The following is a 13656-nucleotide window of genomic DNA, read 5'->3' as shown; positions in this document are numbered from 1 at the left end:
TACAAAATAGTGGCGATGATCGAATTAGCATATTTGATCTTGCAAGAAATTTGAGAAAGACCAACAAAATAACAGCACGAAGTATCTACTATGGAATGCTTTTCTTGTACTCCTTAGATATAGTTGAATTCGACGAACCATATTTGATTAGAAATGTTACAGATTAAAAAACTTTACAGCGAACCTGAGGTCTTTGAACCAATCACTTTTAAAGATGGGTTCAACCTTATACTAGGTGAAACCACTGAGGGCAACGTCAAGACCAACGGTGTGGGCAAATCTATGGCTGTAGAGTTCATCAACTATGCCCTGCTGAAACGCCATAGCGATAGCCGAGTATCACTAATACCTGAAGAAGATTTATCACGCGATACAGCGGTATGCTTAGATTTTGAGTTGAACGGCCACATCATAACTACTAAGCGGGTAATAAATGATCAAGAGTGTCCAACACTCATAATAGACGGAGAAAGAAAGACTTACTCTAGGCTTAGTGATGCTAACGACCATCTAAGTACTTTACTATTCGCTGATGCAGCTTATGAAACACCGCCATCATTTAGAATGATGATGGGTCCTTTGATTCGCGATGAAGGCTCCGAATTTAAATCAATAATTAATTGCTTTGACACTAACAAGCGAATTCCACCCGACTATACACCCCATATTTTTTTGCTGCATGTTGAACCCAGCCCATACAGAGAAGCAAAACGGCTTTATGCTGAAATGGAAAACATTTCAAAAGCCAGAAAAAAGATCGAAGAAAATATCACCACCCTTACAAGCAAAAACGTATCGGAGTCTAAATCAGACCTTAACGAACTAGAAAACCAAGTTCGGAGAATTCAAAGTGACATTGACCGGCTTGAAAATATTGAAGGCTTCGATACTGTAAAAGATGAAATCATAGACATTGAAAACCAACTGGATCAGAAGCGATCAAAGCAAGCCGTCTTAAAGTCAGAATTATCAAAGATCAAACTTTTTCGCGGCGAAAACTATATTAACAGCCAAGAAGTGGCCGATCTATACAACCAGTTCAAAGAAGGCTTAGGTGACTTAATTAAACGCGATTTGGATGAAGTGACAGCTTTCAAACAGAAAATTGACGATTTTCAAAGAAGCATAATAGAAGATAGAAAAACTTCGATAGAGCAGGAAATGAAAATATTCGAAGAGAAAATCTCTTCGCTCAATAAACTATATAGAGAAAAGGTTTCTTTACTTGATCAAGAAGGACTTCTTGTCAGCTTAAAGCAAACAATAGCAATACACGAAAAAAAGATTGAAGAATTTTCTGCTTTGTCATCGTTCATTCAGAAATATGCTGATTACGACAACGAACACAAAGCCAAAAAGCGTGACCGGGAAGGTGAAATCTACCTGCTAGAAAGCTATGTGAACAACTCAAAAGAAGTTATAGATTCCTTTGAAAGAACTATACTTGACATGCACGATTACGTTTTTGGAAATAGAAGAAGTTCTTTTGAAATTGAAGTTTCAAAGCGAAAAGAAATTTTAAAGTTTGAACTTCGCACTGACTCTGATGGTAGTCATAGCATCAACAGAGAGAAGGTTTTCTTGTATGACTTTGCGTTATTAATAAATCCTGCAACATCGAAACATCACCCAGGAATTTTAGTCCATGACAACATTTTCGACGTTGACCAAGACACGCTAATCAAAAGTATCAATTACATTGGAGAAAATATAAGCTTACTAAATGGGAAGCAGTACATACTGACTATTAACAGAGATAAGTTCAGCGATTTAGATTTGGAATCACTCAACATCAATCTCAGTGACTACTCCCGCGCCACATTTACTAAAGAAAATAGATTCTTGAAAATGCAATATCAGGAACTTTCTTAATAGTGTTTGGAAAGGTTGTATAAACCGGATAGCCGGTAGTGTCTAGCTATCGGCCCCCACACCACCCATCATGCGGGCCCGCAATGGGCGGCTCCCTATCAGTAATGAATCTCTACCCAACGATAGTGCCGAGCAGATCTTCATTTGAGTTGAGTGTCATGGCAGTGCGCCACCTCAACTTTATCCACCTGGAAACATACCGATAGGCTAGCCTTGTCTTTTAACTAGTGGAGTTTAGGTTCAGGCCTTCACCCTGTCCAAGGTATTAATCTTGGCATTTGGCTACTATGCCGTCGATTGACTTCTGTTTAATCACCTCGGCCATTACTGACCGAAGTGCAGCTGTGTTCCATCACTTTCGTCTATCCCCACAATGGTGGCTAGCGGGTTGGGCCTTATGGGTCACCGGCCACATCGCCTCCAGGCTAAGCCTTATAGGATGTTTCTATTCGTTAGCTCGTAGTTTTGCTAGCAGCCTCATCCCCACAAGACCTCGCGGTGTTGCAGTTGCCATTCGCTAGTAGTTAGCATTTAATGGTACTCATTAAACGGTGATCTTCCTGCAGGGAACTTTCACCCTACTATTCCGCGCCCATACAGGGCATACCGAGTCAATGCAGCCGACCGCTTACGTATCGGCTGAATGAGGCGTTATACTTCATTATTATGATTTGCCCTAAATGTGAATATCAAAGAAACTCCTATGACAGGTCACCGGAGTGGCAATGTCCCTCATGTGGTGTCGTTTATCAAAAATATGAAAGTATCAAAGAAGAAATGATTGTTCAAAGAGAGCGGTGGAAGCAAGAGGATCAAGATGTAGAGCAAAGAATTGCAAGCTTTCGACCATTTGCAAATTTATGTTTCATTCTATGTTTTAGTTATCCCATATACTTTTTGCTCGCAAGTAAAAGTAGCTTGGGGGTTATTTGGCCAATAATTTTGGGCGTATCTTTAATTTTTCTGTGTAAAAATATGATTGCTACTGGAATCTTTCTTCGTAGAGGATTTGTTTTTACTCCCAGAGAGAAATACCCGACATATTTTAAAATCGAATTGATTGCTGTAGTTTCAGGAGGTCTGTGGTTGCTTTATGCTGGTTTTTCCAACTTTTTCAGGGCAACCTGGTAAATGTGTCAATCGGGTAACCGATAGTTTCTAGCTACCGGCCCCCACACCACCCATCGTGCGGGTCTGCAATGGACAGCTCCCTATCCGTAGTGAATCTCTATCCAACGAAAGTGTTGAGCTGAGTGTCATGGTAGCGCGCCACCTCAAATTTATCCGACTGGAAACATATCGGTAGCCTAGCCCGGTTTTTTAACTTTTAGATTTTGGTTCAAGCCTTCACCCTGCCCAAGGTATTCATCTTGGCATTAGGCTACTATTCCGTCGGCTGACTTCTGTTTAACCACCTTCGCCATTACTGACCGAAGCCCTGCTGTGTTCCACCACTTTTGTCTATCCCTGCGATGGCGGCTAGCGGGCTGGGCCTACTTATGAGTCAGCGGCCACGCTAACAGCTTCACAGCAGCAAGCTAAACAGATCTCCCCAGATAAGAACGTGAACTTTCACTACACAACTACATAACTGACTCTACCCGCTAGATCACTTGGCTTCGGTGTCCTTGGCCACCTCGCCTCCTGGCTAAGCCTTATAAGGTATTTCTATTCTTCAGATCGTAGTTTGCCAGCGGGCGTCCCCCCCACAAGACCTCACGGTGTTGTAGTTGCCATTCGCTAGTAGTTAGCATCTAATGGAACCCAACAAATGGTGATCCCCCTCACCCCATTCGTCCACGCCCATGCTGGGCGTGCTAAGTTGCTTAAATTCATTCCAGCCACAAAAAGCGTGGCTTGCGCCAAGCCGTTTAGCAAGGTGTTAGCTCTTTTGGGAGGTCAAAGAATGGCTGTAAAGAACCAATATCAAGATTTACTTAGGGCAAAAATCACATCTGCCATATCTCAAGCACAAGCGGCGGCAGGGTTTTCACATCAAGGAGTGAAAGGCACTGTTCTTGAATTGCTCATTAGCCAATTATTTGAGCCGCTATTACCTGCTGACGTTGGTGTAGGCACTGGACAAATAATAGATAGCTACAGTGGAAAGATGTCTGGGCAAATAGATATCATTTTATATAATAGAGCTATTTTGCCTCCAATTTTAATAGATGAAAAAATTGGTATTTTTCCAGTTGAGTCTGTACTTTATACAATTGAAGTCAAAACAACCTTGAATGCCACAGAACTTAAAATGGCACATGAAAGCGCTAAAGACTTGGCTCTTAGCTTCGGTTATCTTCCGGGGCAAAAAGGTGATGATGGTAATGAAAAGCATCATTCTATTGAAAAGCTTAGGTCAGTGGTTTTTGCAATTAACTCAGATCTTACTGGCACTGGGCTAAATGAGGCAGAGCGTTATCGAAAATTATACGGTGAGGATACAGCACATATCAGAGCAATATGTGTGGCTGGTAAGGAATACTGGTACGACAATGGTAATTACTGGATAGGTTTCAAGGATGGAAAAGGTTTTGATGAGGTTCTTGCTTTTATCGGTGGTGTAACAAATACCTATCGAGACGTATCAACTAGTCGGGGGCAGCCATGTTTAGGACACTACGTTATCCCGGAAGCCAAAGGATTTGTAGCGACAAAATCTAGGGATGTGCTATCAGTTCAACTAACTTGTGAAGAATGCGGAATTGAAGGTGAGATGGTCCCCAATATTGGCTCAATGGATATAACTGTCAATGGTTCCATTTCATCTAAGGAGCGCTGTCCGAGCTGTGGTGGCAAGATGTCGTCTGAAAATGGAACCTATATCTTTAAAAAAGGGCGCCTTTTAGAAAGTGCAACGAGCTAAATCAGGTGGTTGGTAGTTTCTAGCTACCGGCCTCCACACCACCTATCGTGGGAGTTCGCAATAGGCCGCTCCCTATCTGTATAATGAATCTATATCCAACGATAGTGTCGAGCAGCTCTTGAGTTGAGTGTCACGGCAATGTGCCACCTCAACTTTATCCAACAGGAAACATATCGGTAGGCTAGCCCTGTCTTTTAACTCGTGGATTTAGGTTCAGGCCTTCACCCTGCCCAATCCAAGATATTAATCTTGGCATTCAGATACTATGCCGTCAGCTGACTTCTGTTTAATCACCATGATCATTACTGACCGAAGCGCTGCTGTGTTTCACCACTGTTTCCCACCCCCGCAATGGTGGCTAGCGGGTTGGGCCTACTTATGAGTCAGCGGCCACGCTGACAGCTTCACAACGGCAAGCTAAACAGATCTCCCTAGATAAGAACGTGAACTTTCACTACACAACTGCGTCATTGACTCTACCCATTAGAGCACCCGGCTTCGGTGCCCCTGGCCACCTCGCCCCCAGGCTAAGCCTTATAGGATGTTTCTATTTGCCAGAGCGTAGTTTTGCAAGTGACTTCCTCCCCACAAAACCTCACGGTATTGCAGTTGCCATTCGCTAGTAGTTAGCATTTAATAGCGCCCATTAAACGGTGATTTTCCTACAGGGGACTTTCACCCCATTAGTCCTCGCCCATACTGGGCGTACCAAGGCGAAGTACAATCGCCAGCAAAGCTGGCTGGACCTACATTCCGCAGCTTCGCTGCTTCATTTCGGTCCATGCTGGCAGCGTTATAACTCATGAGGGCTCTGTGACCTACATAAAGTACTTGTTTGTAATCTTGTTTCCTTGGTTAGCTTTTTTCGTAGGAGACATGATTTATGGTTCTTCGCACGTGATGTTTCATCATCCCTGCGAACAATCAGAATATGGATGTTGGCCTATGGATTCTACAAGTTTTGCTATAAAAGGGGCATTGTTTGGTATCTTTATAGGCTTGGCAAATTTGTCGTCCTCTCAGCTTAAAATATCATTGGTGTCGGCATTAGTGTTGTTGGCTTTGATTACGGTCAGGCTGGGTGCTGTTCAAATGGAGGGTATTCTGTCTGTAGTGTTGGGCGGGTATTATTGGTTAAGTTTATTTGTCCCATTATTAATTAGTGCAGTGTTTTTTTACCTAGGTTCAAAGTATGTGTTAGGTAAGTTATAACCATACCAAGTACGATCGCCGGGAAAGCTCGCTGGACCTACATTCCGCAGATTCGCTGCTCCATTTCGGTTCGTGTTGGCGACGTTAGTACTATAGAGATATGAGCAGTGGGAAGACCTTGGAGTAAACTGCAAAAGGAATTTTATTTGCTGCGAGCAGATGGACTTGATCTGCAATTGCAATGCCGAGCCTATAGAATGAATTCGCAAATGGGATCTACCGATATTCCTAGATATTGGATTACATTAGGCACGGAGATAATCTGGGACTATCCAAGAGATTTTATTGAGAAGAATCATCCTAAACGAGTAAATACTAAGTGGTATCCTTATGGCAATGATGTTCCAGATATTTCCAATCTAATACGAGAGTATATTGACACTCCAAAAGATGAGCTGATGTCAAAGACTTTTCAAATGACCATTGGGGGTTGATTAACATGTTTCGAGCTTCAGATAAGCGTATAGGTTTAAGACGCCTACCTGAGCTAAAGAGGAAAACAAAAAATAGGGCCGCATTGAAAGTAATTGAGACGCGGCTAGAAAGCACTAAATCGAGTAGCCGGTAGTCTCTAACTACCGGACCCCAGACCACCCATCATGCAGGTCCTCAATGAGCGGCTCCCTATCCGTAATGAATCTCTAACCAACGACAGTGTCAAACAGCTCTTCATTTGAGTTGAGTGTCATTGCAACACGCTACGTCAATTATATATCCGACTGGCAACATATCGATAGGCTAGCCCTATCTTTTAACTCATGAATTTTGGGCTCAGGCCTTCACCATGCCCAAGGTATTAATCTTGATATTAGGCTACTATGCCGTTGGCTGACTTCTGTTTAATCACCTTAGCCATTACTGACCGAGACACTGCTGTGTTCAACCACTTTTTCCTATCCCCTCGATGGTGGCTGGCGAGTTGGGCCTTATGGGTCGCCAGCCACGCTGACAGCTTCACAGCAGCAAGCTAAACAGATCTCCCCAGATAAGAACGTGAACTTTCATTACACAACTATATAACTGACTCTACCCGCTAGATCACCCGTCTTCGGTGCCCCTGGCCACCTCGCCTCCAGACTGAGCCTTATAGGATGTTTCGGTCCGTCAGCTCATAGATTTACTAGCCGCTTCCTCCCCACAAGACCTCACGGTGTTGCAGTTGCCATTGGCTAGTAGTTAGCATTTAATGGAGCCCATTAAATGCTGATCTTCCTACAGGGGAATTTCAGCCTACTATTCCGCGCCGATGCAGGGCGTACCGAGTCAATTAACTACGTACCTTCGATGCCCGATAGCTTACACTCCGGGTTATTCGGGCGTTAGAGCAAATGATGAAAGACTATCTCGAAATATTCAAATTTATTACTGACGGCGGGTTAAAAAAAGCTCCTCAAGGAATACGTGATTTTGTAACTGCCGAGATAGAGTGCGAATTTGACGGTTTTCATCGTGACTACATTGAGTTTTCAAAACAGTATTGTGATCTTTTCCTGGGCAATGAAGATGCTAGCATCCCTAATCATGGAGATGTTTTTTTTAGCTTCTATCCGGTGGAAGACAGTTTCTGGTTTGACGACCCATTTAAGAATGGTTTTTTCTATTTTGCTGCTTCTCAGGAAAATGTTGAAGGTGAGAATGTCGAGATATCTTTCTATCTCAACCTTTCAAGATCAAGGGTAGATGGAGTTTATATCGCAAAAGCCGAAGAGGTTGGTGAGTCTGAATACAAGCTGGTAAGTAAGACGTTTCTTGAGTTTCTAGATTCGGCTATACAAAAAAAGGGTAAATTTTATGCAGTTGCTTGTTGAAACTCTAAATCGAATAGTCGGTAGTTTCTAGCTAGCGCCCTCCGTACCACCCATCGTGCGGGACCACAATGGGCGGCTCCCTATCCTTAATAAACCTCTACCCAACGATAGTGTCGATCAGATCTTCATTTGAGCTGAGTGTCATCGCAGTGCGCCACCTCAACTTTATCCGACTGGAGACATATCGATAGGCTAGCTCCGTCTTTAAACTTGTGGATTTAAGTTTAGGACTTCTTCCTGTTCAAGATATTAATCTGCACATTTGGCTACTATTCCGTCAGCTGACTTCTGTTTAATCACCTTAAACATTACTGACAGAAGGGCTGCTGTGTTTCAGGACTTTCATCTATCCCCGCGATGGTCGCTAGCGGGCTGGGCCTAATTATGCGTCAAGGGCCACGCTGACAGCTGCACAGCAGCAAGCTAAACAGGTCTCCACAAATAAGAACATGAACTTTCACTACACAACTGCATCATTGACTCTACCCGTTAGATCACCCAGCTTCGTTGACCTCGGCCACCTCGCCTCCAGGCTAAGCCTTATAAGATGTTTTTGTCCGTCAGCTCATAGCTTTACTAGCTGCCTCCTCCCCACAATACCTCACGGTATTGCAGTTGCCATTCGCTAGTAGTTAGCATTTAATGGCGCCCAATAAACGGTGATCTTCCTACACGGGACTTTCACCCCATTAGTTCACGCCCATGCTGGGCGTACCAAGGGCAGGCACAATCGCCCCTTCGGGGCTGGACCGCCGCTGCTTCGAAGCTCCGGCCTGTGCTGGCGGGCGTTATATGAATACGAGGAATCATCATGGATAAGAAAGATATTGATAGAAAGGATCAACTTGTAAGGGAGATTCTTGCTGATTGGGGTGAAGCACTCTTAGAGGTTGGAGAAGATATTTCAGTACGCGATGTACTAAAGCAGGAGTTAAGGGTTGCAACCCCGACCTTAAGAATATTCATAACAGTTAAGACTTTTGAAGAAAGAGCTGAGTATTATCGCTCTCATGACAACTACGAGGAGTTAAAAGAGAAGCTAGCAGAGGCAAAAAATACTCTAAAGAAACAAATAGAACTAGGCTCCATTTTTATGAAAAATGGATTTCATTATAAAATTGATGGTGAGACCATCGAAATGAGCTCAGAAAGGCTTAATAATGAAAGCTTAGCCGGGGCTCTTAATAATGTGAAAGCAGAAATGGATAGCCAAACAGAAGATGACCTAAATTCAGAGTTTAGTAGCTTGCTTAAAGGTATCGAAATGTTTGCTGAGGTTTATAATTAATCAATTTTAACAATAGGAATTGTTTTGTCTGAAGAAGCCGGAAAGTTTGTATTAAAAGCACCTAAGGAGCTTTTGGTAAAGCTTGTAGAGCTAAATGGGGAGGACTTAACAGAGGCCCTAAAAGAGCTTTTTTCGTACTCTGGTGTAGAGTCAAAAACATACGAGCGCGAGAGCTATAGATTCGATAAATCGGAGTTAATAGGCGACTATCTAATCGCAACATATGGACAGGCCTGCTGTGAATGGAGTTACATTGCTAATGCTCTTCTAAAACAAGGTAAAGGTATCGAAGTCTACGCTAGTTGTAATTGCTACGATGAGTGTAGCTACGAATACTACGCATTAGATGAAAAAGGTACAAAAGTGGCATTTTCTTTACCCCTAGAGAATGCAGGCGAGATTGTACAAGAAGATGAAGACTTCATTGAGCGAGTATCACAAAAAGCGAAACAGTGGAGCTCCATGATTCCAGAGCAAGTCAAGCAAGGGGCTCCAGAGTTTGATGAAGTACAACTTGATGAGTTCTTAAGTTACTGCGAGTAATCATATAAATCGGGTAACCGGTAGTTTCTAGCTACCGGCCCCCACACCATCCATCGTGCCGGCCCGCAATGGGCAGCTCCCTATACGTAATGAATCTCTAGCCAACGCTAGAGTCGAGCAGCGCTTCATTTGAGTTAAGTGTCATGGCAGTGCGTTACCTCAACTCACCAGCTCGTAGTCTTGCTAGCGGCTTCCTCCCCACAAAATCTCACAGTGTTGCAGTTGCCATTCGCTAATAGTTAGCATTTAATGGCGCCCATTATATGGTGATTTTCCTACAGGGGACTTTCACCGCATTAGTCCACGCGCTAAGCACGTGAAATGTTACGCTCGTACCTCACGGGCGTTATACATGAAAAAAGGAAAAATCATGAGTGAATTAAGCCCTTTCGATATCAAGTCTGCAAAAGATATAGAAAAATTAAGCAAGGAAAAGATAGAAGAGTTGCTAACAGAGTGTGAATTCTATATTGAAGAATGTAAGGATTATGAATTGAGTGATACTCAGATTGAGCAACTAGAAGAAAATATTGAACTCCTGAGCAATAAACTTTCTGGAAAGGAAGTCGATAATAACTTTGAAAATTCTTCGATTGATGAAATTCTCGATGAAACCCTCAAAATAGCAATCTCTAGTGAATTTCAAGATACCATGTTTCCATGGTTTACATTAATTAGGTATCAAGACAAAACCAAGAAAAAAATTGTTAATACAATAACCGAAGATAGAATGAGCTTAGAGAGCTTCATGGTATCTGAAGGCCTTGATATTAAGATACAGAAAAACATGGGTGAGATTTCTGCATTTACTCTTTGTTATGCGGGAGAAGTTGAGGTTGAAAATGAAAACTTCAACGCGATACTGGTGGAGCTTGGAATTAAAGGAAATGATAAAAGCCAATACTATTATCAAAGGTATACTATTAATGAGAATTTGTCTCTAATTGATCCCTCTCCCGTTAAGTGGATTGAGACCCCTTCTAGATTCAAAGCTTAAATCAGTTAGCTGGTAGCTTCTAGCTACCGGCCCCCACACTACCTATCATGCGGGTCCTCAATGGGCGGTTCCCGATCCGTACTACCCAGCGATAGTGTCGAGCAGCCCTTCACCTGAGTTGCGTCTCAAGGCCTTGCGCCACCTCAACTTTATCCGACTGGAAACAAATTGGTAGGTTAGCCCTGTCTTTTACCTCATGGATTTAGGTTCAGGCCTTCACCGTGTCCAAGGTATTAGCCTTGACATTAGGCTACAATGCCGTCGTCTAACTTCTGTTGAATCACCTTGGTCATTACTGATCGAGGCTCTACTGTGTTCCACCACTTGCTTTCTATCTTCACGACGCTGGCTAGCGGGTTGGACCTACTTGTGAGTCAGCGGTCACGGTGACAGCTTCACAGCAGCAAACTAAACAGATCTCCAAGATAAGAGCGTGACCTTTCACTGCACAATTGCATCATTGACTCTGCCCATTAGATCACCCGGTGTCGCTGTCCCTGGCCACCTCGTACACAGGCTAAGCCTTGTATGAAGTTTCTGTACGTCAGACCATGGCTTTACTAGCGGCTTCCTCCCCACAAGACCTCGTGGTATTGCAGTTGCCATTCACTAGTAGTTCGCATTTAATGGCACCCATTAAACGGTGATCTTCCTACAGGAGAGTTCCACCCCATTAGTTCACGCCCATTCTTTGAGCGTCCTGGCCTCAGATAGAGCGTTAAGCCTATTTTGGCGATATAACTAATAACGTTCACAAGGAGTAATGAGTGAGTGAAGTAAATCTTTTCTTTCAAATTTCCTATTCAAATACGGATGACGCATCTCTTGCAAGCAAGAAAATTAGAAAATTACTGAATGAAAGTCATCAAGATCTTAATAGTGCACTTTATAAGTTAGAGGCTTTCAATGACAAAAACCTAGAAAATGAAATAACAGTTGAAAGCCTTCAAAGAACCAAGTCAAATATCAATATTTCTGCCTATAGCGGAAGGATTGACTCGCCAGTCTGGCTAATTAAATCAATAGCTTTAACGGGTTGCGAATACATTAGTTTGCGAGAGCAATGGGATGATGGTGGGCAAACACACTATTTTATAAAAGACAGAAAGGTCTCCAAAAAAGTATACGATGAGGAAAGCTACGAAGGAGATATAGCTGGTGATACTGAGGGACTCTATCTTCCTGAAGGCAGGGTCAGAATCAAAGCAAAATTATTGGAGTCTGACTGGATAGACAGTGACTTTGGCACTATTTGTTATATGAAATTTATGTCTGAAGATGGACATACGATTTATTACAAAGGGACTTCAGAAAAGCTGGCTTTGACTGCACTAGATGATTACGAAGATAACGTTGAATTTGACTGCTCTATTGAAAGGGAGCTAGTCGGTAGTATTTTCATAGCAAGAATTAAAAGACCCACCAATATTTTGGTTAAGGAAGCTGAAAAAGAGGAGTTCTCTCCAAAGTCTTTTAGGGGTAAAAATCGAAAATTTATTGATGGCCCGCTTGGTAAGCTTACATTAGCTTACTTAAATGAATACTCTTGCTCTTCCGAGAAGGCAATTCACTCTCTTTCTGATCATGGAATAATGGGGTTTACATTTACGGCCATTATATCGAAATTGAAAAAAATAGAAGAACACAACTTTTCAGGTTTTGGTATCAATATAAGTTTGGACGATAGCAAATTTAAAATGGTTGAAATCAATTCAGCCCAAGACGGATTAGAATTGGACCTAGAAAGTTTCAACAAGAAAATATTAGCTTGGAACATTGAGTTTTTTCAGCAAGAAATTAGAGAGAATTATTCTGAAATATCATGGGCCAATAAAGGCATCGATGTTAACTTAGTATTGAGAAGAAATGGCTTTAAGTTTGTTCTCAAGAAATTACCGAAGACAACATCGAAAAATGCACTTCAGACTTACAAATGGTATTCAGACCACCCAGGAGAAGCAGGCCTATTACACTGGAAGATTTTATTTGATGAGATCAAGCTTCTTGCTGATTCTGGAGACCCTGAATGTATGACAATTATTGGTCATTTATATAATTCCTCTGTTCGCTCATGGGATATGGATATTAAAGCTTCGGAGAAATATTGGAAGATGGCTGCAGAACTTGGTAACGTTGATGCAATGTGGGCTCTGGGTAGAGCATATAGCTGGAGAACTTGGCCAAATGACGAAGAAACTGCGATAAAATATCTAAAGATGGGGGCTAATTTAGGCCACAGGCAGTGTGCAAAAGAACTAAAAAAATATAACGTGTTAAACGAATAGAAAAGCCAGAAGTCGGGTAACCGGTAGTTTCTAGCTACCGGCCCCCATACCCCCCATCGCGCGGTTCCGCAATGGGCAGTTCCCTACCCGTAATGAATCTCTACCCAATGATAGTATCATGGCAGTAGACTGTAGTTATCTGTCTATCCATATACGGTTTTTTTTGATAGGAATTTGAAGTAATGATCGCCGAGCTTAGATTGAGTGTTCTACTTCGTGCAGAAAAATTTTCTTCAAAGGAAGCAGAGAATATCACAGGGGTTCGACTTCAAGATAAATTAGAGCTTGGAGAGATTTCCCCGAAAGGGCCCTATCGAGGTAAGCCTGTTCCTTATGGTACTGCCCAGCTAGAAGTTCCCGCTGAAATACCATATAACAACAGGTTAATGTCGGACCCTCGAAGTAAACCTTAAAAAGCTATATGGATGTGGTGCTGAAGAGACGAGAATTTATGCAGGTTACTTCTATAAAGATCAATGTAATTTTGGCTTTAAGAGGGAGGAGTTGTCTGCAACAGCGAAACTTGATATAGATTTTACAATATCATGTTACGACATTTCAGATGAAGAATAAATCTACTAAACCGGATAGCCGGTAGTTTCTAGCTGCCGGCCCCACATCACCCATCAAGCAGGTCCGCAATGGGTATTTCCCTATCCATAATGAATCTCTACCCAGCGATAGTGTCGAACAGCTCTTCACTTGGGCTGAGTCCCATGGCAGTGCGCTACTTCCGAGTTAGCAGCCACGCTGACAGCTTCACAGCAGCAAGCTAGATGGATCTC

General features: G+C 42.6%; 11 protein-coding genes. All 11 read left to right on the top strand.

The window, feature by feature from the left end:
• The first annotated feature begins 153 nt into the window (after positions 1-153).
• The 11 genes from ACG1BZ_RS04965 to ACG1BZ_RS04915 all read left to right on the top strand — a co-directional run bounded on the left by ACG1BZ_RS04965 (position 154) and on the right by ACG1BZ_RS04915 (position 12871).
• Complete coding sequence (locus ACG1BZ_RS04965; RefSeq protein ID WP_413664638.1) at positions 154-1872, top strand: DUF2326 domain-containing protein; 1719 nt, start codon at positions 154-156, stop codon at positions 1870-1872.
• Positions 1873-2538: 666 nt separating this feature from the next.
• Positions 2539-3003: a hypothetical protein gene (locus ACG1BZ_RS04960; RefSeq protein WP_413664637.1), complete on the top strand. Its 465-nt coding sequence runs from the start codon at positions 2539-2541 to the stop codon at positions 3001-3003.
• Positions 3004-3643: 640 nt separating this feature from the next.
• Positions 3644-4738, top strand: coding sequence for a DUF6602 domain-containing protein (locus ACG1BZ_RS04955; RefSeq protein ID WP_413664636.1), 1095 nt, complete (start codon positions 3644-3646; stop codon positions 4736-4738).
• 945 nt (positions 4739-5683) lie between these two features.
• Positions 5684-5950, top strand: coding sequence for a hypothetical protein (locus ACG1BZ_RS04950; protein WP_413664635.1), 267 nt, complete (start codon positions 5684-5686; stop codon positions 5948-5950).
• Positions 5951-6057: 107 nt separating this feature from the next.
• On the top strand, positions 6058-6384 hold the full coding sequence (locus tag ACG1BZ_RS04945; protein ID WP_413664634.1) for a hypothetical protein: 327 nt from the start codon (positions 6058-6060) through the stop codon (positions 6382-6384).
• Positions 6385-7150: 766 nt separating this feature from the next.
• Positions 7151-7273 (top strand): hypothetical protein, encoded by a 123-nt coding sequence (locus ACG1BZ_RS04940; RefSeq protein WP_413664633.1) that lies wholly within the window; start codon positions 7151-7153, stop codon positions 7271-7273.
• Positions 7274-7278: 5 nt separating this feature from the next.
• Entirely contained in the window at positions 7279-7758 is a 480-nt protein-coding gene (locus ACG1BZ_RS04935; protein WP_413664632.1) for a hypothetical protein, read from the top strand.
• A gap of 811 nt (positions 7759-8569) precedes the next feature.
• Positions 8570-9046: a hypothetical protein gene (locus ACG1BZ_RS04930; protein ID WP_413664631.1), complete on the top strand. Its 477-nt coding sequence runs from the start codon at positions 8570-8572 to the stop codon at positions 9044-9046.
• A gap of 24 nt (positions 9047-9070) precedes the next feature.
• Complete coding sequence (locus ACG1BZ_RS04925) at positions 9071-9589, top strand: hypothetical protein (protein ID WP_413664630.1); 519 nt, start codon at positions 9071-9073, stop codon at positions 9587-9589.
• Between the two features lie 352 nt (positions 9590-9941).
• Positions 9942-10586: a hypothetical protein gene (locus tag ACG1BZ_RS04920; protein ID WP_413664629.1), complete on the top strand. Its 645-nt coding sequence runs from the start codon at positions 9942-9944 to the stop codon at positions 10584-10586.
• 767 nt (positions 10587-11353) lie between these two features.
• The gene (locus ACG1BZ_RS04915) at positions 11354-12871 is read left to right on the top strand and encodes a tetratricopeptide repeat protein (protein ID WP_413664628.1); all 1518 of its coding nucleotides are present in this window, start codon (positions 11354-11356) and stop codon (positions 12869-12871) included.
• The last annotated feature ends 785 nt before the right edge of the window (positions 12872-13656 follow it).

Origin of the sequence: Microbulbifer sp. CNSA002 (assembly GCF_047324085.1) — a bacterium.
In the GTDB taxonomy this organism is placed as follows: Bacteria; Pseudomonadota; Gammaproteobacteria; order Pseudomonadales; family Cellvibrionaceae; genus Microbulbifer.
Note: the sequence above shows the minus strand (reverse complement) of the source record. Positions and strands in the feature narration are given on the sequence as shown.